We start from the raw sequence: 24,490 nt of genomic DNA on the forward strand, positions 1-24,490 counted from the left end.
CTCTCCTCTAAAAGTTGCTTGAGACGATGTATTTTATGAAATTTCGCTTATAATAAAGATTGATAGCGTATCACAAAATTACCCATACTAATAAACAGAAAAAACCCCAATAAAATCTATCCTCCTAGGAATCTCATTTCTCCCATTTTTTTAAGCCTAATGTTTTAAAAATCATATTATCTCTTTTGTTGTTATCATAGATAGAGTTTTCCCAAGTTGTTTCTCAATTTCTTCTCCTTCCCTTTCAATAATCGTACCTACCCATTTTCCTTCTTTATTTTCAGCTTCAATTACTGTACTAATTAAACATAAAATTACAGAATTATATAGTCGATATAAATATGGAACACATTCATATAATCTAATACTAATCTATACTTAATTAAATTATTTGCTCTAATAGGGAAAAGGTAACTTCTGTTATGAAAAGAAAAGTCTTTACTCCTGCTGAAAAAATTTAATTATTATTCTTTCTCCAATCTTCTCCAATGTAGATTCACCTGCTAGTTGAAGCTAATAAAATCTTTTTCGTATATCTTTAATTAGTGTTTAAAAACGCTTTCATTTTGCATGTTCATTATATTATTATAGATATTTTTAAATGTCTATGCTTTTAGTAAAAGTAATATAGACCTTTTTTGTTTCCTAGAACATGTTTTATGTTAACTAATTTTGTATTAGATATATTCCCTAAAAATCAGGAAAAACGACTGTCTTTAGACGGTTGTTTTCTCTGGTATATGTAACTCTTATGTATGATTATAATTCCTTATCATAGGATAATCGATTTGATAGAGGCTCCTCTTCTCCTCATAAGTATCTCCCCAGTCCCTCCAAAGGGTGATATATGGAATATGACTTGTAATTTTATTATGTAATTTATTAATGTGATTGTTAGCAAGCAATTGACTTGCTGCAATGTCACCTACTAAGAAATAACGCTCTTTCTCTTCACCCTCAATGGTTGTAGAAAGTAAAATGCGCTTCTTAAATTCTTCTGGAGCCGTAACAGCATCTGTAAAAAAAGAATCTGCAGCTTCTTTTTGAAGTTCAACTACATTCGTTGGAAAATCGAATAGATATCCATCCATAATGTTCATATCAACAGAGTTCCCGCAATCTTTATTAAAACGTGAAATTTTCATTTCTAAACACCTTATTTTTTAAGTTGAACTTATATTCAACTTATTGTACTTGATATAGGATAAATATTCAATATGTGGGAGCAACTTAGTTATCTACAAAACCTTACATCTATCAACAATTATTTAAATTAAGTAGAACGTTTATCTACAAACAATATCCAGATTCAATACCTTATGTACCTTACTTTATAGCTTCAACATAAAAAGAGCCTGCATCAAAAAATGATGCAGGCTGCTCTCTCTTACAACAAAATAATTCTCATGTTCATTTGCCCTTGTGAGGCTCTTTCGTTACGTATATCGATTCATAACGAGAGTGCCGTTCGTTAAATCAAAATACCTACTTGTCAATTTGGGTAATACATTTGCTGAAGTCGCTGTTACGTCTTTCAAAACCAAACCAGTCCCTTCATCAAGTTAAGTATTTAACCTTTTACAGCAGCCTCTAAAATTCTTATATTGGCTCTGTACTATCTGTTTACCACATATATATATATTCTAAAACAACTTTTTTAAAAAATTTTCCATCTTATGAATAAACGATCTTTCTTCTACACATTTTAATGTTATAAACTATAAGGAGTTGAATACAATGGCAAACAATAAAAATAGCAACACAAATGAATTGTTAGTATATGGTGCTCAACAAGCAATCGATCAAATGAAATATGAAATTGCTAGTGAATTTGGTGTAAACCTTGGCCCTGATACAACTGCACGTGCAAACGGATCAGTAGGTGGAGAGATTACAAAACGCCTTGTGCAAATGGCAGAACAACAACTTGGTAGCAGTAACATCCGATAATGTAATCATTCTAGCTAACCGTATATGTAAAGAAGAAATGGGTTTCCATTTCTTCTTTTTTATTGTTATGTATTTCCCTCTACTTCCACCTAAAAAGAACATACGTTTGAACTTTTCTCAACACATATGATATATTCTTAATCTACATACCCTATAAAAAGAGATGAGGTAGTTACATATGAAAAAAGCTGAATTCATTGAGGCAGTTGCTTCAAAGTCAGAGTTAACAAAACAAGATGCAAAAAAAGCTGTAGACTCGTTATTTGAAACGATTTCTACAACCCTTGCAAAAGGCGAAAAAGTTCAACTGGTAGGATTGGGAACATTCGAAGTGCGTGAACGTTCAGATCGTACAGGACGTAATCCTCAAACAGGGGAAGAAATGACGATTCCAGCAACAAAGGTCCCAGGTTTTAAAGCAGGAAAAGAATTTAAAGAAGCTGTTAAATAAAGAGCACTTATATAAAATCTCCAGAAATCCATTCTGGAGGTTTTACATGATGTTTACCTTACTCATATTAAATCTATAGGTTCTTACCTTGTTTACATAAGCAACACATCTAGGAATCAAATAAAAACGTATGAATTTCTATGTAAATTAAGCCTTACTACCAAATCTACATTCTATCTCATGCTTGAGAATTTCTGCACCTCTTGGGCTTACCACAACTCCTTTTGCGTATTCACAATTATGTGGACTTACTTCACCTGTAATAATGCATTCATTATGGGGGATGTAATTCTTCAAAATAATGTGGTCTCCATCAACAAAAATTTCTATAGGATCTTTTTCTTTAATAGACAGCACCTTTCTAAGCTCCACTGGAATAACGATACGTCCTAATTCATCTACTTTTCGTACAATACCTGTTGATTTCATACTATTCGTCTCCTCTATCTTGACTAGTTATGCTTCATTATCCAAATATTCCTACATCCTAGCAGTTTGCGTGAAAACAAACAGTCTCCATCGTATTTATGTAACCCTAAGACTACTGGTTATAACCCCTGTTCATCTTGTGACCTACCTGTTATCATTTCTTCCTTCATTTATTCTTACGAATAAATGAAGGGATTTTGCTAAAGTAGTATTTTTCTACTTCATCATAAGGTACCCAAATTTCTTTTTTCTGAATAAGGTCATATACCTCATCTAAGATTTGGTCTCGTTTCTTAGGACGTAATTTAGTATAAGGGTAATAAATAGCACTTATATAACGTTGCCTTAATTCATTCGTAATCCATTCTTTTTGCTTTTGTTTTAATGCAGAAAATTTCTTATTGGTTTGGATCAGTCGCCCATTTTCATACACATGATTCTTCACAACATGTCATCCCTTTCCCTTTAAGCTTTTCTTCTAATTTGTTCTTGGACGTACTCACAACTCCGTTCATGGTCACGAGAAAAGAAATGATTTTGTTGATAATACACTTTCACTCCGCAAGAAGGACAAGCAAAAAAACCAACCTTGATATCCTCCGTAACTTCATGTGCATAAACCTCACCAATCGATTTAAACATGACCACCCGGTTTGCCTTCTCAGTTTTTGCTCTCATCTTGGTAGATCCTCCTTATTTTTATTCTACTTCCATAATAAGGGGTTAAATGCACCGGTGTAAAAGAAAACGAGCAGAGTGATTCTTTTATTCGCATAAAAAGCAACATTCCCATGCTATTTGCGCATGAGAATGTTGCTCAGATATTAATTATTTTTTATCTTGTAGCCTTTGAATTTATATCCGTATACGTTCGTAAGATCCACAAAGCTTTTATAAGAATACTTAATCGCAACTGGTGTACCAACTTGAATTTTATCATAAAGCTTTTCAATATCTGCATTGTGCATTCTCACGCAACCTCGGCTCACGTATTTTCCAATGCTGCTTTCATTGTTATTGCCGTGAATGCCGTATGTATCCACCATACGTACCGTTCGCATTTAACCCTAACCAACGTTTTCCTAACGGATTGCGAAAATCGCCGTCAGGAATATGTCCTATATAATAAGGACGATTTTTAATCTTGTTCACTACTTTAAAAAAGCCAACGGGTGTTTTATCCCATGTTTTTCCCGTTACTACTGGATCAACATATCGAATTTTAATTTCCATTTTATCCGACCTCTCTTTTGTAGTAATGCTCTTTCCCCTAAAAAGAGAGAAGAGCATAAGGGGTTTTTGCCCCCACCATAGGTGTGGGGCTAGGCAGAGCCTAGCGAAACCGTGGGTACAAGAAAACCTGTTGAATGTTAACCTACTGTTGACCTAAACCCTGCCATGTGAACCTACTGTGAACCTCAAAAAAACACATGTTGACCTACTGTTAACATGTGTTTTTTCACTTCATGGCTAAATCTTGTTGCTTTTCATTCATTTTTTTCATCTTTTCACGTAAAGTTTTCTGCTTATATTCATGAAGCTGAATGCTTTGACCCTCAAAGTGAATCTTTTATATCCCTGTTTCTGTTTCTCTATTCTTTTGATACAAATTAAAGGCATGTACTTTTCAAATTGAAAACATTTCATTAATTCACTAAATAACTTTTTAAAATTTTATGATCATCCTAATATACAATTAAACAATTAGATTTTCTTTTTTCTGCTGCACGAATCTAACTCTAATTCTTTTAAAACCCAAGTTAATTATCACTAATTTAGACTAAAATAAATTAAAATTAACTCAATAAAAAAGAAGTTTAATTTAATTAAAATACAGCATATTAACTTGTCTGATTAAAAGCTACCGAGTCTATATTCTTTTACATTCAATTAGTAATTAATTAACTTAAACTAATTCTAATTAGGTATATACAGACTAAATGCACCAATAAAAGCTGACTCTACTAAAGTAATGTTCATTCAAATAAAATAACTAATCCAGATTCAATTGAGTCTGGATTAGTTATCACTATTGGACAAAATTAGGGAAATCTCTCCTTAAGAAAAGATCATTCCCTGAGTATAGAGAGGATAAAGCCCTATACTGGATTTATTATAATTTCGTGGACACGATTTAATTGAGTCCCTTTAATAATCTTTGAGAGGAGGTGTGGGAAATGAACATAAGTGGACAGGCAGAAAATAAAATGATGACTTTAAGAAAACGATTATGTATTTATATCATGTTGGAAACTTGGTTAAAGAATCAAGCAGCGAATATGGTGATCAGAAGTAACAATTTATAATTGCGTGAATGTATTAACATATTTTAATACAGAGGAATGCTCTCTAATACCTAGAGAATTAGCTAAGATTCATTAGAAAACCTCTGGCTAAAACAAGAGCTAGATATTCAAAAAAAAGACTATGGTCATATTCACGAAAAAGTAAAATACATTCTAGCGTTTCAAAAATTTATCAAACCTCTCTAAACAATGGTTGCCTGAAATTAAGTATGTCCCTATGATATGAGGCGGTTGGTGCTGTTTAACATCTTCATTAAATTCACACTAAAGAAATTGTGTGCTATTTTTTTCTCGTTTAATCACATCAGAGTTGATCATTGAAGCACTTCAAAAAGCTTACACTGCCCAAAAGCCCTGAAAGGGATTACCTCTTCGTAACGATTTCGGTTCACAATACATAAGTGGTGAGTTTACTCAGCATGTACACAAATACGAGATAAAGCATCTTTTCAGCCAAAAAGACTGCTTTTATGATGATGCCTCCATAGATATTTTTCACACCATATTACAGAAGAAGTGTATTATCTAAACAGAATCGACAGTAGTCTCAGCTATTAAACTCCTCAATCTATTGAGGATCAAATGAGAAAAATAACTTAACACATAACTTTTTTGCTTCTAAATTATTGATTTAAATCCAATAGTTAAACTTAAGGTTAACTTAAAATCATCTCGTTGCAAACAACTCTAATTTAGTTGAACTTATAATAAAATAAGTCAAACTAAATTAAAAGGGCACTAAAGAGCCGTTTAATTAAAATGCAATTAAGTTGCACTTAGTTGAACTTAATTGCATTTTAATTAAACTTATTGTAATATTTTAAAAAACTATAAATTCATTTATAGTTTTTTAAAGGATTCAGTTCAAATTTAATTGAACTACATAACGTAAAATATAATAAATCTAATTCAGTTAAGTGTAAAATCTGCTAGAATAATAAAGACAAGCTTCAAAATAAGTAGCATTTAATTAGTTAGGACCAATTAAGTTAGACTTAATTAAGTTATTAAAAATATTCCATATAAGAGGATACTAACTCAGTTAGATTAATTCGTTTGTGAAGGAGGTACAATTATGAGCGAAGAAACAATGGTTATTTCAGAAGTTGCTAGAAAATTTAATATAGAAAATCATCAATTACGGGACTGGTGCGAAGTAGGGTTAGTACGACATAAAAGAATTGGAAGAATAAGATACATATTTACTGATGAAGATAAAAAAATTGAGAAGATTATTGAACTAAAAGAGAAATTCGGAAAACATGCACCAAATGAAATGATTCGTGAAGAATTAATTAAAGCAAATTTAATGAGCGAAGAACAAACAAAAATTATTAACAAGGATTTAGAGGAAGAAGATACAAACGAAAACTCCTTTAAAGAAGCATTTTTATTACTTGCTAAAAAAATAGAAGAAATGGATAAAAAAATGGAAAAGAAAGAACAACTAACGCTTCCATCTGAAAATTTGGCAGAAAAAAAAGATGTTATAGAGATAAAAGAACAGATGAATAAACTTGAACAAGACAATCAGCGTTTAAAAGAAGTGAATGATCAATTACTTAAAAAATTAGATTCTATCCATTCAGCTATGACCGAAATTCAAAAAGAACAAGGAAAAAGCATATGGAAAAGAATGTTCACAAAATAATAAAACAGCTTCTAATTACTGACCAGTAATTAGAAGCTGTTTTATTGTTTTTGTAGCAGTTGTCAGAGAGAGTTTTCTTAATACCTTCAACAATAAATTCATTTAAATATAGATAGGATTTTCACCTCATAAAAGATGTAAAACTAAATCTTTTGAGATATATTACTAATTCTTATTGAATTATGAGATTAATTAACGCTATAATAAAACTAACAAAAATGACCGGAATAGAAAAAAGACTTCAACTGTTTAAGACGTGTTGGTAGCACTCTTAAACCGTTCCCCCTAGTAACAGTAGGGAAAACACTTGTCGAAGTCTCTTGTTAATAGAATTAGTTTTTCTACAAAATAAAACTTATGGTTTTATTTTATATGAAATAGCTATCTATTTCAAGGGCTTAGTTCATCAAAATCACGACATTGTTTTCCTTTTTCCAGGGAAACAGTGTCTTTTTTTGTTCCTTAAAGGAGATAATGAACAAATGACAAAAATATTGACCTGCTATTTAAAAGATGTAGACACCTTCAACGGACGGTTTAAGTGGTTATGGAAGAACAAATCCACACTTCGGAAAAAGAAAGAAGAGTTTTTAAAAATTATTCGTACTCATTATAAACAGAACCAATCAGCCATACATAAAGAATTTCCTAAAAAAAGAATGGAAATGCTCGACCATGTCATCTATAACCTAGTGGCTACAGGTATCCAAGCCATTCGTTCTGAAACGCTCATGAAGAAATTTAAAGTTTCTAAAAGTACGGTTTCTCGTTTTGTACGTTCGTTAAAAGCGACACCGTTTGTGCTTGTAGCACGATACATTAAAGAGGATGCAACCGGTACTCATCCTGATAGCTATGTATTTATTCTTAAAAGCCATAAGAACTTTAATCACATTTGCGAAGAAATCTTTTTTGCCCATGATACAACAGGTATACAAACGGTCCAACAAGAAGAAATGACAACTCCTGTGACGCTTCCTGTGATGTATCCTAAAATTGCTGAAAACGTTGATACAACAAGCTTAAAGGCCGATAAATCACCTGATGCCTTTATTAACCCTGATTTACCTATAAATCATATAAATAATCATTTAATGTCTGCTTCACAGTCATTTACTTATATCAAAGGTGTTCCTAAGAAAGTCAATCAAGTCTACGCAGGTAAGTATGGTCATCAATTAAAAGACTTTTATGCTCGCATTCAAAATGCTGCAAAAACGGTCAAACGAGATACAGAGATTGATATTACCAAAGGGCAAGTACATGAAATTGCGTATACATCTATTATTGGATTAGACAAATATGTACATGAAGCTAATCATAAAGGAAAGCCTTTGTCCCTAGATAATATGTGCCAATTACTCTATAAGATTGCTAAAAACCAATTCTATCAGTTGGTTAATCATAAAAACGAGGATTATTCATCAGTATATCCAACTCATGAGGAAGTTATACATAAAGAAGAGTCATCAACAAAATTGTTTATACCAAAACATATTATCCGTAAAGAAATCTTACCGGATTGGTTAAAGGCTGAGCAGGATCAAGAGAAGGGTACAAAAAAAGTAGAAATATCTTTAGAACAACAGCTTGAAATGATTCAGTTAAAGCAAGACTTAAAACAAGAGCTTACACCAGAAGAGGAATGCTTGCTGCAGGAACACTGCTCTACGTACAGTTCATTAGAAATGGTGGAACTGAAACAAGATTTAGGACAAGCATTAACACCTGAGGAGAAAAAATTATTGCATCAACATGCTAAATTAAAGGAACCAGCTTCTTAATGTTTAAAAATAGTTAAAGTATAGCGAGGACTTGGCAGGATTTGAACCCGCAAGACGCCAAAGTTGTATAGTGTAATACGACTGGCTGCTCTGCCATTGAGCTACAAGTCCATACTCAAAGTATGCGCATAGTCTCTGTTTATATGTACGATAAGAGTAAATGCAAAGAGTAAATGCAAAGAGTAAAGAAACCCCTTATAAGCTGAATTATTATTATGACATGTTTACTTAGAACACTGTTCTAAGTAATAAATAAATCTATATCTACGCAGGAGGAGAACATTATGCCACATAAAATTACGTTAACCGGATCAGCCACAGGACCATTACGAGAATACGATCGCTATGTTGCCTTTGATATGCGTGAAAAAGGGTCACCATCTGCGCCTAAAGGGTTGAAGAAGAGTACGTTTATTTCGTATACGGTATTTGTTGCAAAGAAGGCTTTTAACAAAACAGGTCTCACGAAAAAAAGTATTATGCATGAAAAAATCTTAATTCAAGGAGAACCAACATTAGACATTCCGATTGATGAATGCCCTGGTGAAGTAGGCGTAATCTGCTTCCAGATTACCGTTCTCCCGAATAAGAAAGACAAAGAAGGCAATGAATCAAACGATAAAAAAGAGGCCAAACAAGAGGCTTTTGCAGCGCAACAAGAAGTTGCTGCTACTAAACAGGAAGAAAAACCGGTAACTACTTCTCAACCTGCACCAAAAGAAGAAAAGAAAGAAACAAAAGCTGTTCAGCCGGAAGTAAAGCAAGAGCCTACAGAAGAAAAAAAGGCTGGGCCTAAAAAGAAAACACTACCGAACCAACCTAAAGGAACACAGGATCTGTTGAACTTTGATGACATTATCGTACCTGAAGCATTCTTAAAGACACGTCCAAACGCTGAAAAAACACAAAAGGTCATTGATTTTGTGAAACGTACAGGACGCTTAGATGAGCCATTGACGATTGAAAAAGGATCGAATGTCTTAAAAGACGGTTACCGTCGTTATGTTGTAGCTAAAACCGTTAAAATGGATAAAGTTCCAGTTATGTATGAATATCAAAAGTCGTAATGTATTTCCTTGAAGATGACCTATTGCAAGGAGATTTGTGAAGGAAAGCATCATTTATCCATTACCATAGGATCAAGACATTGCAGAAATAGAGGCTTCTTTTCGCATCCAATTGCCCAATGCCTATAAAGAATTCTTGAAACACTATAACGCATGTACAGTAATAGATTCTACACCATTAACAATCATCAATAAGAGATGTCAAATTGAACGTTTTTTAGGCATTATTAAAAACTTCAGTGAGCATCCTTATGGTGTGTATGACATTGGTTGCTGCGACACTTCTTTAGGAGAACAAGGCCGGAATTTTTATGATGAAGATCTCATTGGATCTGAATTAATTCCAATTGCGAAGCTAGCATGGGGAGATTATTTATGTTTGAACTTTCACTATGATAAAAACAATCCGTCTGTTGATTTTCTAGATTACGAAGAATCATATGAGTGTGATCCAGTTACATCAAAGATTGCTGAGACCTTCCAAGAGTTTTTGAGTATGTTATTATCTAAGAATACGAAATAGCAGAAAATGCTATTTTGTAATGAGATCATCTACTCATTTTGATTTTCAATCATAAAAGAGGAAGTGTCGACATGAAAAATTGGCTTTGGATCATGTTATCCTTTGGAGTAATTTTTCTTGTATTTGTGATGAACCATTTCTTGGATAAAAGCCAACAGCAACCAAACATGATACGTAGCGTCTCACTTACAACCAGCACATCTCCTAATCAACAAAACATTGTTGAAGTAAAAAAGATGTATAAACAAACCACTGATTACTTTGATTATGAGCAAAAACAAAAGGCTGATTCTCTTAGAATGTACTACGGACAACCTGGAAGCACTCTTAATCAATATAAAGAGCTTCAAGGAGTTCAACCTTTTATGATTCATGACGTTGATGTACATTGGAAAAGTGAGCAACATGTCATCATCAATATTATGAAAACGAATCACCAACATAAAAACAAGGTATATAAGCGATTTAACTATAACCTTAACGAGATGTAGGCTTTGGATCTATGGTTTTACATGTCTTCATTCCATGTCTTATGTATGGTCTTACAAGAGGAATAGTTGCTATCATTAGCTTTTTTATGGTGGTTTTCCGCCAGGATAAGCGAAGTTTACACGATTTGATGGCAGCTACCTATATGAAACGTGTAGAGCCTATCAAAGTAGAGAGCTCTAAACTTATTTAAAGCTTTTTTTAAAAGAGCAATGTTATATATTCAATAACCCTATTATTTCTACTCTTTTACATTTCAAAAAGGAGAAGCTTATATGAAAAAATCAACACCTTGTCCAGGGTGTCAAAAACCTATTACGGTTGAGCATTTCGAAGATTTTTCAAGTCCTTTTACAATGAAATGCCCACATTGTCGAGAAAAACTGAAGGAAACCAAAATGACCCCGTGGTTATTGTTATTAGCTGTTATTATCATTCCTTTATTGGTTTACCTAGGAATTGCGGTTAAAAGTTTCATGTCCGGCCATTTTCGTGTTGTTGAAAAGGTACCAACTATGATTGTATTTATGGCTTTTTGTTACCCTTTGTATGCCTTATATGAAGCTTATAATGCTGTTATTATCTTTAATAAGGGAAATTTACAATTAAAAAAACCTAATTAATCTTTTATCTCTTTTCTATGAATATCTCTTTAGTAATATCAATACTAGAGACATGTATTTTATTATTAGTGGATAAATTTAAAATATTTTATATTTTTTACCTTCCTCTTCAATCATGTTATCATCATTTGAGGAGCTATTTAGATAGATAAAGTGTTAATTTACAAGAAGGGAAGAAATATAAAGTGGATCAAGTAACAAAACCAGCAGGATTTTGGATACGCCTATTAGGAAATCTGTTAGATGGCATTATTGTAAGTATTCCTTTGGGGCTTATTGGCTTTCTTATTACAGGAGACTTTGATGGTGAAGATCCCATTACATCACTCATAGGTTTCATCTATGCGGTTGCTGTACCTATATTATGGTATGGATATACTATAGGGAAACGAATTGTTGGAGTTAGAATTGTCAAAGTCAATGGAAAGAAACTTGGAATTGGAGCAATGCTATTACGAGTTCTTGTAGCCGGCATTGTTTACGGTCTTACATTAGGTATTGCGCTAATTGTGAGTGTATTCATGGTGGTTTTCCGTAAAGATAAAAGAAGTCTTCATGACATGATGGCAGGCACGTATGTTACATATTCAAAACCAGGTGAAATAGAGGATAAACAAGCATTTGTCGATTAATACTTAATCTACAATAGGGTGAATTGTAACTTATTACCTTTTATTGTTCCAGATACAGGTAGCAAATTGAGAATGTTGCCATATTCAATAGTAAAGATACTTTTGATAGAATAATATGGAAAGTTAAACTTTCATTTCGTTTGCAATACCGAATACCCTCTGTTTCTAATCTAATATTCGGGACGATTTAAAAATCCTACACCTCAGTGTGTAGGATTTTTTCTGTTTGTCACCTATCGTGTATAGGTAATTCTACGCTACATATAAGAAAATTTCTAAAAAGGTGAAGAGGATAAATGTCGATTATTGAACATACTTATTACTTTCTGTTTTATATCCATACAAGTAGTTCTTTTTCTTTGGCATTTAAATGTCCACCTAACCGTTTTTCAAAATCAGAGACTAATTCTGCGAAACGAGGACTATTTTCCATCTACATACCTCCTGTGTCATCCATATTATAAGATATAAAAGATATATTTTATATGAATCTTTATACTTGTTTTTCCACTTCCCAGGAGTTTTTAATCATATTTACAACAAAGACCGCCCATTACGTATCAGTTTATAAGGCGGTCTTAACTGTATTCATGCTATATGTTTATGACCAAAATATCGACACTATTCTAAAAAGACGTCAGGTAAAAAAGGCGATCGCTAAAATCGCTGCCACACAAGCTAAATAGATATTCCCACTCCAATCCCTCTTTTCCTTTTCATTTACCGCATAACTATTATAAGAACCTTCAATCGGTTCTATTTTTAGTTTTCGTTGTAATGCTACTTCTTTACCTGAAATCAAGTTTGATTCCTCCATTGTTTGATAATTGTAAGGTAGGAAACGTCCTTGTTCGTCTCTCAATCGGTTGCTGACGTCTTGCAGGCCCTGCTGCCTTTTCACTGGTAGAAGGCTGCTGTTTGGATTGAATAGTTGCTTCTGACATTGATTGGCCATCTGTTGATGTTCTAAGTATCGTAGAAGTGTTTGTAGCCGTTCCTTTTCGCTCAAGGTCATCATGTTCTCCTCCTCCTTTCTCTTCGATGTTGGGCTCTTGTTCCATCCATAACTGGTGGGAAGAAGGCTGCCATGGAGAGGAGGGGAGAGGGACGTCATTCATTTTATACTGATTCATTAATGCTAAGAAAACAGGATTGTGCGCCGCAGTAAAAAGCGCACACCTCATAATTTGATTTCGATCTAATTCTGTAGATTGAAACAGACTATCTACATATGTACGATACATAGAATGGTAACGCACGGTTGGTCGATAGGTGTCAATTTGATTTTTCGACTTCTTATTTCTCTTCATACGCGTTTTTCTCTTTCAAGATGACCTCTAACATCTGTTTTCCTTCTAGCGTTAAATAGACGTCTTTTCGACTTAGTAGCGAGATTGCTAATTCTTTTGTCATTTGATTCGCTCCATTCCTAATAGTTTAAGTTGACGTCTCTTTCTGACGTCTTAATTTATGATATGAACTACTGCTTGTCCTATATGTAACTTTTTTTCTAATGATTAAAAAAGTTACATAATGTCCATACTTCTTCTTAAAGGAGATGGCTGTATGATTCTAGGCTTAGGAAAGAAGCGAACAAGATTTGGAAGATGGTTAGATAATCAAGAAGATATTAATCAATTAGAACTCGAAAAGGCAACAAAGTTAAGTCGCCCAACTATATCTAGGCTTTGTAACGATAGAGACTACATACCTAAATACTCCACAATCTATAGAATAAATAAAGGATTGCGAAAGTTAAAGAAGGATGTAAAAGTAGAAGATTTTCTACAAATATAAATAGGAAATGCTATAATTATCTTGGGAATGATACGTAAATGTTTTATAGACTTTAACGTAGCAGAAAAGCCTACTTGTTCTTCTACAAGTAGGCTTTTCATATTCATTAAGTTCTTAAAAATATAACTCCTATTTACTTCTTATTATTTATGCTTAAGTGTTTTTAAGATTTTTCACTGCGAATAAAGTTAGATAGATAATGAGAGGAATTTCTTTTTGTTTAGTTGGTGAGAGAAATACTTAAGGTGGTCAAAATCATCCTGAGAAATAGTTGATTGTTGATTCAAAGTGTTTTTTATATTTACTAATATAAATAGGTCGCGTAATTCATGATCAGTGAAGATATCTTGAAGAAGATTTAATCGGAATAATAAGGGGAGATTATCGCAGAGTTGAGTTCCACCTTCAGCGAAAAAAATTTGTCGCCATCAATGTCCATAATGTGTGGTCATTTCTTTTTCTATTATACTGACAATTGTTATTTCAATATCAAACAGCAAGACATACGATTCAAATAAGATCTCTTTCTTCATTCACATGCTACTTCTCAAGTTGTGAACTTACTAAAAAACTCTAAAGCAAGTATTCTACGAACAGACCAAAGTGGTACAATTATTATCACAGGTGATGGAACATCTTATTCTGTTAAAAAATCGAGGTAATTATGAAAAAGATAAAAGGTATTATTGATCGATTTGAAGAGGGCTTTGCTGTTGTTGAAATTGAAGGAACGACAAAGGATTACCCTAAGAGTATTTTCCCCAAAGAAACACAAGTTGGAGATGTCGTTTATATTACAGGGGATAAAGTGAAGATTGATAAAACTGAAACAAAAAAACTGGCAAAAGAAATTGAAGATTTAATGAATGAAGTTTGGGAAGATTAAGGTCCATTACTAATGATATACAACATTATATAGATACCGCGTGATTCAAAAAGCCGAGGCTTACCTTTTCGGCTTTTTTATTATGATATGTTATGGAACTAGAAGGAGAATTTTTACTGATGCCTTGTTTTATGCGTACCTGATTAGGCAAGTATAATAGACGACTTATTCCTTCTTCCCAGAAAGATAAAGTCGTCTACACCATTTTTTCATTCACTATGATTTACCCTCTCATTTCACATTTTTATTTATAAATTTATTGGTTTATATGTTTCTGTTCTAATTCGTTTACTACACCTTCCTGGCATTCATTGATGAATAAATAAGTAAGGTATGAATGTAAGTCAAATTGATTTTCATTAACAAACGTAGAAAAAATGTTTTTATGTTCGCTCACTAGTTTTACCTCCTATATGTAAGTTTCTATTTTTTATTGTCCCCCAACTAGTAATCTCTTATACATCTAAATTAACAACATATTTTATAGGAACAGCTATTTTCATTTTTCATTAACCTTATGTCATGATATTCACATTTGCTACCTGAGCTAATTTCATTATGAGTATTATCAAGGGCAAAAAAAGAACCCTTTGCTATAAAATAGCAAAGGGTTTTCAACTATAACGGAATAGGGGGAATACGTTACTAGTCTAACCGTATTTATAGATTAATATACATGGCGGTTTATATTTTATTGTTTATAAAAAGCTAATCATATGAAATGAATATCGTCTACAACTTTAGTTAACATAAAAAAATTTTCGGAATACCTTTAGATAGGGTAGTTTTTTCGATAATTAAGATGTATATTATATACATCTTAATTTACCATGGTCACTGCTCTAGAAACATATTGTCCCAAGTGAAAAAATTCATTAATTTAAAGGAGTTAGAACATGGATATGAGTAATATAGCTAAATGGATTCCTGTTCCTTATTTTCAAATTAGGCAAGATGGTACAATTCTAAATTCTTCAAATATAACTCATTCATATTTTCAATCTACCTCTAGTATATGGAATATTATTTATAAAGAAGACCGAAATAAAGCAATATTAATGTTGTCACAGATTACAAATTCTTACCCTGTAACCCAATATCTTATTTTGCAAACAAGCAACAAGTTATTTATGAATTTCAAATGTACGATCCAATGGCAGGACAGTATAGGTCATCTAGTATGCACAGAAGCCAAAAATATCAAAGTTCCCTCTGTTTTATCTGTTCAAAAATCTTTAGTAAATACTCAAAAACGTTTAGAAGAATCAGAAAAGCATTTAAACAACGTTATTAAGATATTGGATATAAGAAAACACTAAGTTTTTCTTTTTTACATGAATCTTTCTGTTCTGAGCAAACTACACGAGACCGCTGTGAGGCATCAGCGAAAATCCTTACAGCAATAGAGCAGAAAAAACCTACCTCTTTGGATTGGAAAGAGATAGGTTTTTTTGTATTTTTAAGGTGTGTAAGATATACATCTTTAGTTAACATAAAACGGATTATAGGTATCTACAAAAATAAAAAAGAAAATTATTGTAATCCACCTTGTATATAATTAGGGATCTATATTGAGCTCATTAACTGAAAAAAGTATTCGGACTTCTGAGTTTTATTTAACCTATACCATGAATCTAATGTATTTGATGCGAATACATCTAATTTTTTTAATACGTTCCTCGCGAATTCTAGAGGTGCTACTCCTGAAGCAGTAATCATGTTATTATCGGATACTACAGGTCCAACCTCATACAACTTCTCCCCTTTATAGTTGGGACAGACCATTTTTGTATATTCTAAGTTATTAAGCGTATGCTTTCTAGAATCTAAGTATCCACTATTTGCAAGGGCATCAGTAGCACCACAAATTGCAGCTACAATAGTACCAAGCTCTAAAACTTCCCCAACTTTTTTCAATATAGGTTGATGAATCTCCTCACTCCATGTATTTCCTCCCGGTAGAATTAAAAGATCTTTATCCAAAAGAGTGCACTCATCAAGAGAAATATCCGGCTGTATACTCAGCCCCCCCATTGTTTTAATAATTTCTTTATTAACTCCTACTGTCATTACTTTTAAAGGGGCTAAACCTTGTCTGAAATATCTTCCTGAATTTAGTTCAGCAATTAAATATCCATACTCCCAATCTGACATTGTGTTAAATACATAAATATAAACTTTTTTGATTTGCATACTAAGCCTCCAGAACTGACGTTCTCTATATTATACCATTTCAAAGACATATATTTATAAAAAATGTTAAAATATCCAGAAAAAAATAAGGAGATTGAGAATTATTTGAAAGAAAACAAAATAGAAAAAGTCTGGTTCTGGTGCAAATACTTCAATTTACTTATAAGCAATCTCTAAAACTTGGATATACTGATACTATTATTCTTAAAAAGGTGTGTGATCGGTATGGAAAAGGAAAATGTATTCAAATGGAAACATTATCAGCCTGATCTTATTTTGTTAAATGTAAGATGTTACCTACGGTACAATTTAAGTTTTCGTGACTTGGTAGAAATGATGGAGGAACGTGGATTATGTATTGCTCATACAACGATTATGCGTTGGGTTCATCAATATTGTCCTGAATTAAATGAGCGAGTACGACGCCATCTTAAGCCAACGAACGATTCTTGGCGGGTTGATGAGACCTATGTAAAAGTAAAAGGACAATGGATGTATCTCTATCGTGCCGTTGATTCGGAGGGAAATACGATTGATTTTTATCTAAGCAAAGCAAGAAATAAACAAGCAGCCAAGCGCTTTTTTAAGAAAGCCTTGGCTTTTTCGCACGTTTCGATACCTCGTACGATTACAGTAGATAAAAATCCTGCTTATCCCATTGCTATCCAGGAGCTAAAAAAGGAAAAAAAGATGCCTGAAGGCATCCAAATAAGACAAATTAAATATCTAAATAATATTGTAGAGCAGGATCACAGGTTTATTAAGAAGCGCCTTTCTACGATGTTAGGCTTAAAAACGTTTCGTACAGCAAAAGCCATTATTTCTGGAATAGAGGTCATGCATATGATGAAAAAGAAACAGGTTTATCAAGAGGTGAAGTCTGTCCAAAATCAAATAAGTTTCATTCATCAACTATTCGTAATAGCTGCATAAGAACAAATCCTATAGGAATTTATAAACCTCTTTTATATAGCTTCAACCTTTGCACCAGAACCGGGTTTTGTGCATATTCAACAATCGGGCCATTATATTGAATAACTTATTATGGAAATTATAAAAAATTGAGATGATTATTATTAAGTTAAAGGGAAGTTTAGCGTGGCCACCGACCAACTAAGTGGTTGCTTACACTCAATTATTGGAAGGAAAGTTTTATCCTTTCGCGAATTCATTATACATGCTGAAATTACGAAATTCGCAAAAAAATCGCGGTAGAGCATTGGAAAGAGCATTTTAATTTTCTATAACTTCATAGAGAGGTGATTACGCATGAATCAAAGACCGTCAGAAGAAGAATATGCCTGGGCCATCGGAGAGTATATCCGGTTGGTGCCGGATGGCAACATCATCGACATTCTGCTCGCCCAGGAAAAGCAAATGACAGAACTGCTGGCATCGTTGACCGAAAGCCATGGCGCGTATCGGTATGCGGAAGGAAAATGGACACTGAAAGAAGTCGTGGGCCACATCGCAGACGGAGAACGCGTCATGACCTACCGCCTGCTCCGGTTCGCAAGAGGGGACCAGACGCCTCTGTCCGGTTTCGACCAGGAATTGTTCATGCCTCCTTTCGGATGCTGGTCAACCGCGCAGTTGGCTGAAGACTACCGGGCTGTACGGCAATCGACGATCACACTGCTGCGCGGGTTACCGGCGGAGGCGTGGTCCCGCAAAGGCACAGCCAACAACGCAAGCATTACGGCGCGTGCCCTCGCGTACGGCATTGCAGGACACGAAATTCATCACATGGGGGTTATCCGAACTCGGTATTTGAGTTAGTTATCCGGAAGATCGGGACGGAAGCTGCGCGGAAAACGCGGCTTTCGTTCTTTCTTTATGGCAGCCTTCCCGCCCCGTTCATAGACAGATATGAAGAGAGGACAAGACGGGTTGAAAAAAGCAGCAGCGATTGGTTGCAGACTGGATTTTGTCTAAAAACGAAAAGCAAATAATAATCTCAAACAAGAAAAAATCAAGGCCTCTTCGTTAAGCTAACGAAGAACGAGAGCTCAATACATTATACTAATCTTTTCATGTGAAGGTAGCCGGGTATTAAAGTTAAATGTGCAAAATAACACTTAAAATAAGTGCAATTTATAGGTCAAAGTGACATGATGGGCATGTGACGGTACCCATCCATGACAAAACGTATAATAAGGTATATTATTTTTTATGGGTTTAAAAAGGTTTAGTTTTGAGAGTTAATAGACGCGTTGTCATTAGGTTTTTAACTGTCTAAATAGGTGTACCTTTTTAGTCTCACAAGAGTTATAGAAAAACTGCGTATTTGTCGTCACAAAGAGTAAATATTAAAACTTTATTTTTTATAAAGAAGTTTATATATTTACTTTTTTGTATAGAATACATTTCTTTTATATTTCCAGTTAAATATATATTTTTAAAAAGATAATAACATTGAATGTTTATAAATCTTATGTTTGGTTGTCTTTAATAAAACAATTTCTTAAAAGGTAAGTAGAGGATAGGTCTGTATACCATAAGAAGTAAAAGACACCGTTTGTCATTATTAAATAAAACAAACAGTGTAGGACTTATAAGTGCATGTTCTACACATTTTAATAAGTTATTTCCTTCTATATTTTCCTATGTATGAAATAGGGTCAGGATGGATCCTTCCTGCTATTGTGGGTGGACTTGCAAGAGTTGGTATTAGTAAAGTTAATTATGGAGAAAAACTTTTTAGTGTAACAAGAGTTAAAAAATAACTAAATCTAAATTTTCAAGAAGTATGTAGACAAGAGATGGCATCAATAAATAAATTATTATTAATTGGAACAAACTCCTCAAGATGACTTGAGGAGTTTGTTCTTTAAATAAGATATGTGTAACAGAAAAGCTCCCCCTAACGCACCAGGGATTTTTTCTATTTTTCTAATGAATTATTTATCTTCTTCTTTTAGTTAGGCAAGGCAATTGTCATCTACTATATCTTCATTAAGCTCACCTTTAACTGTATTCCATCTGATAAATCTTTCATCGTGCACACTTACGATATAGAAATATCTAGTTTTGAATTTATTTATATATCTTTTTCTGCTATTTTATCTATTTCTAAATTTTAAAAATCTTCAATCAACCCTTTTTTAATGCCTTTTACTACTGCTCCTACTCGTGAATCTACATCTAACTTTCTAATAATAGAAGAAATATGATATTCTACTGTTCTTTTACTAATTGAAAGATCCATACTAATTTCATAATTCGTCTTATCTTTGGAAATTAAAAGAAGTATCTTTTGCTCCGCAGAAGTAAGGGTTTCAAAGTCCTTCGTGCTAATCTGGTTTTTAGAGAATAGTATATAGCCCATATTACTTTGACGGATAGCATTTGCTAAATCGAAAGCAGATCTTTCTTTTGTAATATACGCACTAGCTCCTGCTTTAAATGCTGCATTGTAGTATTCCTCGTGATCATAGCCTGATAAAATGACAACTTTTATTTCTGGAAATTTAGACAAAAGTTCTTTTGTTAACTCAATTCCGTTAAATTCTTTCATACGAACATCTGTAACGACTACATCAGGGGATGTAGTTGCTACAACTTCTATTAAAGACGAGGGATCACTGACTGTATCTATAATCTCAATGTCTTCTTCGCTTTCGAGTAATCTTCTGATTCCTAACATTACGAGTAAATGATCATCCACTAGTAGCGTACGTATACTCATTTTTATCCTCCCAGTCCAATGGAATAGTAAATGTAACAAAAGTACCTTGTCCTTTATCAGAAGAAATTCTCATACTCCCATTTAATTCAGCAATTTGACGATGAATAGTTAGTAAACCAAGGTGGTTACCTTTACTAAAATCAAAGAAATTGTCTGGGACATCAAATCCTATGCCATCATCTTTTACGCTGCACTGGTAGAAACCATTCTCTTCTAAAATAAGAACCTTAATGTTTTTACCTTTTGAATGTTTAACAGCATTATTTAACAGCTCTTTTATTATTCGATAAACTTGTATTTCATGATTTTTAGAAATGATTTTGAACTCACAATTAAATTGAACATGAATTAAGATACTATAATTTAGTTCAAATTCTCGTTTTAAAGACTGTAAACTTGGCTCTAGACCCAAATCCTCCACGATGATAGGGTGGAGGTCATGACACATCTTTCGAATGTTATAAATCATTCCTTCAAGCTGATCATCCATTTCGTCTAGTAATGTTACTGAGAAATTCCTTTTTGTTTGCATTATTCTAACTTCATTCAATTGCAAAATAAGACTTTGAAGGATTTCATCGTGTAAGAAAATGGACAATCTTTTCCTCTCTTTTTCTAGAGACTGAATGACTTGGTGATTAAATTGGTTCCAGTTCTGAACTCTTGTCTTTGTTCGACGTATTTGTTTGTCATTAATATTGAGAATAGCTGCACTTGAAAGTATATCTGCTGATTCACATATTAGTTCTTTAAGCTCAATGAACTCTTTCCCTTGGAAGAGAGTATGGTTGTTTTTTTCACCTATAACAATAACACCTTGAACTAATTGGTTTATTGCGATTGGAAAACAGATTAAGTGATATTTTTCAAAATGCATATGTATGCTAGGGGTTTGATCTTCAACAAGAAGTATATCTTTTTCAAGTTTGTTTATTTCATTAAGAAAGTTAAATTGATTCATGGTTTGAAAAATGCCCGTCTCATGTAATGAATGATATATATTATTAGAATTCCACACAATACATAAACCATTGATATCGAACTTCTGATGAATGACTTTTCCTATAATTTTCGCAAGATTTTTAGCATGTTTTTCTTTAGACAATGTTTGGAAAAGTTCAATTTCATTCAGGTCCGTGTTCTCTCTATTTTTTGTCTTCTTTTGTATAAAAGTGTTAATACCTATTTTATAAAGGAAAATAGATGCCCATGCAGATAAAAGGCCAACGCTACATATGACAAATAATTCTCTATTAGAAAGGTGCATAAATTGTTTAATTAAAATACTAAAAAGCAAAAAGTTAAGTATGTAATAAATCAATATATTAATCCACTTAGAAATTTCCAATTCAACTTCAATAATTTCATGCTTTACTAATAAGTAAGAAGTTGTCAGTGGGAAGACTATAATGCTGGGTAAACAATAGACAAAAGGTATTTGAGATTCTCCAAAAATCATTCCAGGTATTAAATTGAATAAAAAAAGTGGACCAAAGCTAAAAACAATTCCAAAGATCAAGATATATAACTGATTTCTTACTTTTAATGAATTAGTTTTTAGATGTAAAGAGATAAGAAAAATACAGCCCACAATACTAAAGAACAAGTTACCGATTAATAAAACTCTGTATATGTAAAAAAATTTAGAATGCTCTACATAACCAAGGTAATTGCAAATTAAGTACACTACAGATGACAGGGTTGAGAAAAGTAATGATGAAAAAATTATAATTTTCACATAATTAGGTTTAGTCGAAACTGGGAAGTGGGCGAAGAAACTTAGTAATAGGTAAGAGAGCATAAATACACTAATGATCTCTATAGTTTTAAAAACTGGTATATCCTGACTGGACAAAACAGAAGTAGAAATAGCAATACCAGAGACAGATGTTAATAAGAAGAAATTTTTTATCACGATGGATTTTTGTTTCTTAAAAAAGCTAAATAATCCGATGCTAAAAAATATCAAACTAATAACACTTGTTACATAAAAAGAATTTAAAGTTGCCGAATCCACAAATCTTCTAAAATCGCTTAGATATAAATAATAACCATTCGCCATAAAAATGATGATGTACAAAGTGCCTAAAGGCAAACAAATTAATAAATTATGCTTGTTCATGCTGTTGACTCCTTTGTAGAAATAAAGATTTGAAGTAGTTCATTTCTTTCTTTGAAAGCTTAAAATGTTCCTCTAAAAGCTTAAATGCCCTCATATAGTAAAACCTGGATAAGATATGACAATAATCGATAGAGCCAGATTGTTCTATGTATTCTCTTATCAACTGTCTTTTTAAAGGAGAGGTCATGATTTCTTCATCTTTTAACTTATGAAAGAATTCATCTTGTACTTCACAACTGTACTCATAAGCTTTTAAAAAAGGCAGATACGCTTTTAAATCTCGAAGATCACTTTTTTTGTCATTTAGCACGTCTGCAGCATCATTTCTCAATTGTCCAGCTATGCCTATATAATAAGTGATTTTTTTTAATATAAGTTGTGAAGGATCGATAGCTTGAGAAATTATCTCTGTTAATTTACCGGATTTTTGTTTAATCAGTTTAAAATACTCCTCTTCAGTAGGTATAACTCTTTTATTTATAGAGAAACGAAAGTGGAGGTCTTTCCATTCTCCACATCCTGAATCCATTATGAGGCTAAAGAGGCAATTGTCTTCATAAGAGTCTGATACAGGTCTGAGATAGAAGAAGCCTTTTGCCAGTAGATATTGAGAAATGAGTATAAGATATCGATCTTCATTTTGAAAGGTTGGAAGATTCGGATCATCAAGATCACATATATCATCTACTATGTCGGCAGATAAGAATATACATTCAATACCAAAAGCTTTTTCAAAATCTTCTTCTGTCATTTTTCTTCTTTTTAAAAAATAAGAGAGAGTAAGGTATAGTTCTCCCCATGAGAATCCTGAAAGTTCTTGGTTTAATAATTTTCCTCTTTTAGAGAGGTGCTTTAGAGCAAGAAGGTCTACTTCTGCTCTTCCACTTTGCTTATAGCTAGAAAGATGCTGGTTAATATGATCAATTAAATCGCTTCTAAACCCATTCATTTCCAACCTCGTTTTCTAAAACTAAACTTCTTGCATATTCATTTAATACAACTTTTTCTTCAGGTGACAGGGCATTCAAAGATGGACATAACTCATAATTTTCAAAGGTAAGATTATTTTTTTTCATCTCCATTAAAAAATTCCATAGTGTTTTAGTCATAAGAAAAACCCTCTTTCTAGAAAATGGTTATTAAACTACTATAAGTAAAAATGTACATTAGAACTATTTATTTTTCAATACTATACTTTTATGTATTTTTTTGCATATGCGGAAATTTACAAAATCTTATTGCGGTATATACGGATTCTTTATAAAAAAGCGTCTGGTAAATTAAATGTATAAGACATAGCGTCTTAATAAAAACTTTCTGGGGGAATGAAAAATGAATAATGTAAAAAACCTTTTTGATTTAGATGTACAAGTAACAACTGCTTCAAGTGATGTAGATCCACAAATTACAAGTGTATCTTTATGTACACCAGGTTGTGGAGATACAGGTAGCTGGAACAGCTTCTGCTGTTAATTAGTAATAGAGCTTTATAAGAAGGAAATGGAAAAGATGTAATTCTTAATAAAAACTTTCTGGGGGAATGAAAAATGAATAACGTAAAAAACCTTTTTGATTTAGATGTACAAGTAACAACTGCTTCAAGTGATGTAGATCCACAAATTACAAGTGTATCTTTATGTACACCAGGTTGTGGAGATACAGGTAGTTGGAACAGCTTCTGCTGTTAATTAGTAATAGAGCTTTATAAGAAGGAAATGAAAAAGATGTAATTCTTAATAAAAACTTTCTGGGGGAATGAAAAATGAATAACGTAAAAAACCTTTTTGATTTAGATGTACAAGTAACAACTGCTTCAAGTGATGTAGATCCACAAATTACAAGTGTATCTTTATGTACACCAGGTTGTGGAGATACAGGTAGTTGGAACAGCTTCTGCTG

Annotated in this window: 29 protein-coding genes and 2 pseudogenes; 18 read left to right on the top strand and 13 right to left on the bottom strand. The window is 32.8% G+C overall.

Features of this window, described 5'->3' with window-relative positions:
• Positions 1-749 precede the first annotated feature (749 nt).
• Positions 750-1,145: a hypothetical protein gene (locus AC4NPH_RS27690; RefSeq protein WP_423227724.1), complete on the bottom strand. Its 396-nt coding sequence runs from the start codon at positions 1,143-1,145 to the stop codon at positions 750-752.
• A gap of 592 nt (positions 1,146-1,737) precedes the next feature.
• On the opposite strand from AC4NPH_RS27690, the gene AC4NPH_RS27695 reads away from it, so the two are divergent.
• Positions 1,738-1,950, top strand: a complete 213-nt coding sequence (locus AC4NPH_RS27695; protein ID WP_098197784.1) for an alpha/beta-type small acid-soluble spore protein — start codon at positions 1,738-1,740, stop codon at positions 1,948-1,950.
• Between the two features lie 178 nt (positions 1,951-2,128).
• Positions 2,129-2,401 (top strand): HU family DNA-binding protein, encoded by a 273-nt coding sequence (locus AC4NPH_RS27700; RefSeq protein ID WP_098197785.1) that lies wholly within the window; start codon positions 2,129-2,131, stop codon positions 2,399-2,401.
• Between the two features lie 147 nt (positions 2,402-2,548).
• Here the strand turns inward: AC4NPH_RS27700 and AC4NPH_RS27705 are convergent, their stop codons facing one another.
• From AC4NPH_RS27705 to AC4NPH_RS27720, 4 genes and pseudogenes are all read right to left on the bottom strand, one after another.
• On the bottom strand, positions 2,549-2,830 hold the full coding sequence (locus AC4NPH_RS27705) for an AbrB/MazE/SpoVT family DNA-binding domain-containing protein (protein ID WP_097812059.1): 282 nt from the start codon (positions 2,828-2,830) through the stop codon (positions 2,549-2,551).
• Positions 2,831-2,996: 166 nt separating this feature from the next.
• Positions 2,997-3,275, bottom strand: a complete 279-nt coding sequence (locus tag AC4NPH_RS27710) for a hypothetical protein (protein WP_035439463.1) — start codon at positions 3,273-3,275, stop codon at positions 2,997-2,999.
• A 20-nt stretch (positions 3,276-3,295) separates the two neighbouring features.
• A complete protein-coding gene (locus AC4NPH_RS27715; RefSeq protein ID WP_029325149.1) occupies positions 3,296-3,508 on the bottom strand; it encodes a hypothetical protein in 213 nt (70 codons plus the stop codon).
• Between the two features lie 146 nt (positions 3,509-3,654).
• Positions 3,655-4,033 (bottom strand): annotated as a pseudogene (locus AC4NPH_RS27720) (L,D-transpeptidase); the annotation flags it as partial.
• A 974-nt stretch (positions 4,034-5,007) separates the two neighbouring features.
• Here AC4NPH_RS27720 and AC4NPH_RS27725 point away from each other — a divergent pair.
• The 3 genes from AC4NPH_RS27725 (at position 5,008) to AC4NPH_RS27735 (ending at position 8,571) form a co-directional block, all read left to right on the top strand.
• The gene (locus tag AC4NPH_RS27725) at positions 5,008-5,136 is read left to right on the top strand and encodes a hypothetical protein (RefSeq protein WP_255260822.1); all 129 of its coding nucleotides are present in this window, start codon (positions 5,008-5,010) and stop codon (positions 5,134-5,136) included.
• A 1,075-nt stretch (positions 5,137-6,211) separates the two neighbouring features.
• The gene (locus tag AC4NPH_RS27730; RefSeq protein WP_029321043.1) at positions 6,212-6,787 is read left to right on the top strand and encodes a MerR family transcriptional regulator; all 576 of its coding nucleotides are present in this window, start codon (positions 6,212-6,214) and stop codon (positions 6,785-6,787) included.
• A gap of 482 nt (positions 6,788-7,269) precedes the next feature.
• Complete coding sequence (locus AC4NPH_RS27735; RefSeq protein WP_097812058.1) at positions 7,270-8,571, top strand: replication protein; 1,302 nt, start codon at positions 7,270-7,272, stop codon at positions 8,569-8,571.
• A gap of 26 nt (positions 8,572-8,597) precedes the next feature.
• Here AC4NPH_RS27735 and AC4NPH_RS27740 read toward each other — a convergent pair.
• Positions 8,598-8,682: pseudogene (locus AC4NPH_RS27740) on the bottom strand.
• A 173-nt stretch (positions 8,683-8,855) separates the two neighbouring features.
• Here AC4NPH_RS27740 and AC4NPH_RS27745 point away from each other — a divergent pair.
• The 5 genes from AC4NPH_RS27745 (at position 8,856) to AC4NPH_RS27765 (ending at position 11,905) form a co-directional block, all read left to right on the top strand.
• Positions 8,856-9,638, top strand: a complete 783-nt coding sequence (locus AC4NPH_RS27745) for a ParB N-terminal domain-containing protein (RefSeq protein ID WP_491939305.1) — start codon at positions 8,856-8,858, stop codon at positions 9,636-9,638.
• Positions 9,639-9,717: 79 nt separating this feature from the next.
• Positions 9,718-10,161: an SMI1/KNR4 family protein gene (locus tag AC4NPH_RS27750; protein ID WP_491939306.1), complete on the top strand. Its 444-nt coding sequence runs from the start codon at positions 9,718-9,720 to the stop codon at positions 10,159-10,161.
• Positions 10,162-10,232: 71 nt separating this feature from the next.
• Positions 10,233-10,652: a hypothetical protein gene (locus AC4NPH_RS27755; RefSeq protein WP_029321037.1), complete on the top strand. Its 420-nt coding sequence runs from the start codon at positions 10,233-10,235 to the stop codon at positions 10,650-10,652.
• A gap of 273 nt (positions 10,653-10,925) precedes the next feature.
• The gene (locus AC4NPH_RS27760) at positions 10,926-11,273 is read left to right on the top strand and encodes a hypothetical protein (protein WP_053488462.1); all 348 of its coding nucleotides are present in this window, start codon (positions 10,926-10,928) and stop codon (positions 11,271-11,273) included.
• Positions 11,274-11,458: 185 nt separating this feature from the next.
• The gene (locus tag AC4NPH_RS27765) at positions 11,459-11,905 is read left to right on the top strand and encodes an RDD family protein (RefSeq protein ID WP_053488461.1); all 447 of its coding nucleotides are present in this window, start codon (positions 11,459-11,461) and stop codon (positions 11,903-11,905) included.
• Between the two features lie 637 nt (positions 11,906-12,542).
• Here AC4NPH_RS27765 and AC4NPH_RS27770 read toward each other — a convergent pair.
• Both AC4NPH_RS27770 and AC4NPH_RS27775 read right to left on the bottom strand, forming a co-directional pair.
• On the bottom strand, positions 12,543-12,707 hold the full coding sequence (locus AC4NPH_RS27770; RefSeq protein ID WP_156322662.1) for a hypothetical protein: 165 nt from the start codon (positions 12,705-12,707) through the stop codon (positions 12,543-12,545).
• Positions 12,694-13,215, bottom strand: coding sequence for a hypothetical protein (locus AC4NPH_RS27775; RefSeq protein ID WP_098197786.1), 522 nt, complete (start codon positions 13,213-13,215; stop codon positions 12,694-12,696). The genes AC4NPH_RS27770 and AC4NPH_RS27775 overlap by 14 nt, the downstream gene beginning before the upstream one ends.
• Positions 13,216-13,474: 259 nt before the next feature.
• Here AC4NPH_RS27775 and AC4NPH_RS27780 point away from each other — a divergent pair, with 259 nt between their 5' ends.
• The 3 genes from AC4NPH_RS27780 (at position 13,475) to AC4NPH_RS27790 (ending at position 15,907) form a co-directional block, all read left to right on the top strand.
• Positions 13,475-13,702, top strand: a complete 228-nt coding sequence (locus AC4NPH_RS27780; RefSeq protein ID WP_053488564.1) for a helix-turn-helix domain-containing protein — start codon at positions 13,475-13,477, stop codon at positions 13,700-13,702.
• A gap of 664 nt (positions 13,703-14,366) precedes the next feature.
• A complete protein-coding gene (locus AC4NPH_RS27785; RefSeq protein ID WP_053488459.1) occupies positions 14,367-14,588 on the top strand; it encodes a DUF3006 domain-containing protein in 222 nt (73 codons plus the stop codon).
• An 896-nt stretch (positions 14,589-15,484) separates the two neighbouring features.
• Positions 15,485-15,907, top strand: coding sequence for a hypothetical protein (locus AC4NPH_RS27790; RefSeq protein WP_029321023.1), 423 nt, complete (start codon positions 15,485-15,487; stop codon positions 15,905-15,907).
• Between the two features lie 247 nt (positions 15,908-16,154).
• Here AC4NPH_RS27790 and AC4NPH_RS27795 read toward each other — a convergent pair whose 3' ends face one another.
• Positions 16,155-16,781, bottom strand: a complete 627-nt coding sequence (locus AC4NPH_RS27795) for a type 1 glutamine amidotransferase family protein (protein WP_098197787.1) — start codon at positions 16,779-16,781, stop codon at positions 16,155-16,157.
• Positions 16,782-17,006: 225 nt separating this feature from the next.
• On the opposite strand from AC4NPH_RS27795, the gene AC4NPH_RS27800 reads away from it, so the two are divergent.
• Entirely contained in the window at positions 17,007-17,714 is a 708-nt protein-coding gene (locus AC4NPH_RS27800; protein WP_098197788.1) for an IS6 family transposase, read from the top strand.
• 336 nt (positions 17,715-18,050) lie between these two features.
• The gene (locus tag AC4NPH_RS27805; RefSeq protein ID WP_029321017.1) at positions 18,051-18,560 is read left to right on the top strand and encodes a DinB family protein; all 510 of its coding nucleotides are present in this window, start codon (positions 18,051-18,053) and stop codon (positions 18,558-18,560) included.
• A gap of 1,300 nt (positions 18,561-19,860) precedes the next feature.
• Here the strand turns inward: AC4NPH_RS27805 and AC4NPH_RS27810 are convergent.
• The 4 genes from AC4NPH_RS27810 to AC4NPH_RS27825 are packed head-to-tail and all read right to left on the bottom strand — an operon-like array spanning position 19,861 to position 23,700.
• Complete coding sequence (locus AC4NPH_RS27810; protein WP_013060083.1) at positions 19,861-20,469, bottom strand: response regulator transcription factor; 609 nt, start codon at positions 20,467-20,469, stop codon at positions 19,861-19,863.
• Complete coding sequence (locus tag AC4NPH_RS27815) at positions 20,441-22,591, bottom strand: sensor histidine kinase (protein WP_013060082.1); 2,151 nt, start codon at positions 22,589-22,591, stop codon at positions 20,441-20,443. The genes AC4NPH_RS27810 and AC4NPH_RS27815 overlap by 29 nt, the downstream gene beginning before the upstream one ends.
• Complete coding sequence (locus AC4NPH_RS27820) at positions 22,578-23,540, bottom strand: polyprenyl synthetase family protein (RefSeq protein ID WP_053488454.1); 963 nt, start codon at positions 23,538-23,540, stop codon at positions 22,578-22,580. Before AC4NPH_RS27820 ends, AC4NPH_RS27815 begins: the two co-directional genes overlap by 14 nt.
• A complete protein-coding gene (locus AC4NPH_RS27825; protein ID WP_013060080.1) occupies positions 23,527-23,700 on the bottom strand; it encodes a hypothetical protein in 174 nt (57 codons plus the stop codon). The genes AC4NPH_RS27820 and AC4NPH_RS27825 overlap by 14 nt, the downstream gene beginning before the upstream one ends.
• Positions 23,701-23,923: 223 nt before the next feature.
• Between AC4NPH_RS27825 and AC4NPH_RS27830 the strand changes: the two genes are divergently transcribed.
• From AC4NPH_RS27830 to AC4NPH_RS27840, 3 genes are all read left to right on the top strand, one after another.
• A complete protein-coding gene (locus AC4NPH_RS27830; protein ID WP_013060079.1) occupies positions 23,924-24,064 on the top strand; it encodes a gallidermin family lantibiotic in 141 nt (46 codons plus the stop codon).
• Between the two features lie 74 nt (positions 24,065-24,138).
• The gene (locus tag AC4NPH_RS27835; RefSeq protein WP_013060079.1) at positions 24,139-24,279 is read left to right on the top strand and encodes a gallidermin family lantibiotic; all 141 of its coding nucleotides are present in this window, start codon (positions 24,139-24,141) and stop codon (positions 24,277-24,279) included.
• Between the two features lie 74 nt (positions 24,280-24,353).
• The coding region (locus AC4NPH_RS27840) for a gallidermin family lantibiotic (protein ID WP_116327388.1) at positions 24,354-24,490 on the top strand (137 nt) is incomplete at its 3' end.

The sequence above is a fragment of the Priestia sp. MDV22-iso46 genome, from assembly GCF_058629175.1.

What these genes read in the sequence shown, in the direction of transcription:
- AC4NPH_RS27690 (WP_423227724.1), bottom strand. Translation starts at nt 1,145, where the DNA reads ATGAAAATTTCACGTTTTAATAAAGATTGCGGGAACTCTGTTGATATG.
- AC4NPH_RS27695 (WP_098197784.1), top strand. Translation starts at nt 1,738, where the DNA reads ATGGCAAACAATAAAAATAGCAACACAAATGAATTGTTAGTATATGGT.
- AC4NPH_RS27700 (WP_098197785.1), top strand. Translation starts at nt 2,129, where the DNA reads ATGAAAAAAGCTGAATTCATTGAGGCAGTTGCTTCAAAGTCAGAGTTA.
- AC4NPH_RS27705 (WP_097812059.1), bottom strand. Translation starts at nt 2,830, where the DNA reads ATGAAATCAACAGGTATTGTACGAAAAGTAGATGAATTAGGACGTATC.
- AC4NPH_RS27715 (WP_029325149.1), bottom strand. Translation starts at nt 3,508, where the DNA reads ATGAGAGCAAAAACTGAGAAGGCAAACCGGGTGGTCATGTTTAAATCG.
- AC4NPH_RS27725 (WP_255260822.1), top strand. Translation starts at nt 5,008, where the DNA reads ATGAACATAAGTGGACAGGCAGAAAATAAAATGATGACTTTAAGAAAA.
- AC4NPH_RS27730 (WP_029321043.1), top strand. Translation starts at nt 6,212, where the DNA reads ATGAGCGAAGAAACAATGGTTATTTCAGAAGTTGCTAGAAAATTTAAT.
- AC4NPH_RS27735 (WP_097812058.1), top strand. Translation starts at nt 7,270, where the DNA reads ATGACAAAAATATTGACCTGCTATTTAAAAGATGTAGACACCTTCAAC.
- AC4NPH_RS27745 (WP_491939305.1), top strand. Translation starts at nt 8,856, where the DNA reads ATGCCACATAAAATTACGTTAACCGGATCAGCCACAGGACCATTACGA.
- AC4NPH_RS27755 (WP_029321037.1), top strand. Translation starts at nt 10,233, where the DNA reads ATGAAAAATTGGCTTTGGATCATGTTATCCTTTGGAGTAATTTTTCTT.
- AC4NPH_RS27760 (WP_053488462.1), top strand. Translation starts at nt 10,926, where the DNA reads ATGAAAAAATCAACACCTTGTCCAGGGTGTCAAAAACCTATTACGGTT.
- AC4NPH_RS27775 (WP_098197786.1), bottom strand. Translation starts at nt 13,215, where the DNA reads ATGAAGAGAAATAAGAAGTCGAAAAATCAAATTGACACCTATCGACCA.
- AC4NPH_RS27785 (WP_053488459.1), top strand. Translation starts at nt 14,367, where the DNA reads ATGAAAAAGATAAAAGGTATTATTGATCGATTTGAAGAGGGCTTTGCT.
- AC4NPH_RS27790 (WP_029321023.1), top strand. Translation starts at nt 15,485, where the DNA reads ATGGATATGAGTAATATAGCTAAATGGATTCCTGTTCCTTATTTTCAA.
- AC4NPH_RS27795 (WP_098197787.1), bottom strand. Translation starts at nt 16,781, where the DNA reads ATGCAAATCAAAAAAGTTTATATTTATGTATTTAACACAATGTCAGAT.
- AC4NPH_RS27800 (WP_098197788.1), top strand. Translation starts at nt 17,007, where the DNA reads ATGGAAAAGGAAAATGTATTCAAATGGAAACATTATCAGCCTGATCTT.
- AC4NPH_RS27805 (WP_029321017.1), top strand. Translation starts at nt 18,051, where the DNA reads ATGAATCAAAGACCGTCAGAAGAAGAATATGCCTGGGCCATCGGAGAG.
- AC4NPH_RS27810 (WP_013060083.1), bottom strand. Translation starts at nt 20,469, where the DNA reads ATGAGTATACGTACGCTACTAGTGGATGATCATTTACTCGTAATGTTA.
- AC4NPH_RS27815 (WP_013060082.1), bottom strand. Translation starts at nt 22,591, where the DNA reads ATGAACAAGCATAATTTATTAATTTGTTTGCCTTTAGGCACTTTGTAC.
- AC4NPH_RS27820 (WP_053488454.1), bottom strand. Translation starts at nt 23,540, where the DNA reads ATGAATGGGTTTAGAAGCGATTTAATTGATCATATTAACCAGCATCTT.
- AC4NPH_RS27825 (WP_013060080.1), bottom strand. Translation starts at nt 23,700, where the DNA reads ATGACTAAAACACTATGGAATTTTTTAATGGAGATGAAAAAAAATAAT.
- AC4NPH_RS27830 (WP_013060079.1), top strand. Translation starts at nt 23,924, where the DNA reads ATGAATAATGTAAAAAACCTTTTTGATTTAGATGTACAAGTAACAACT.
- AC4NPH_RS27835 (WP_013060079.1), top strand. Translation starts at nt 24,139, where the DNA reads ATGAATAACGTAAAAAACCTTTTTGATTTAGATGTACAAGTAACAACT.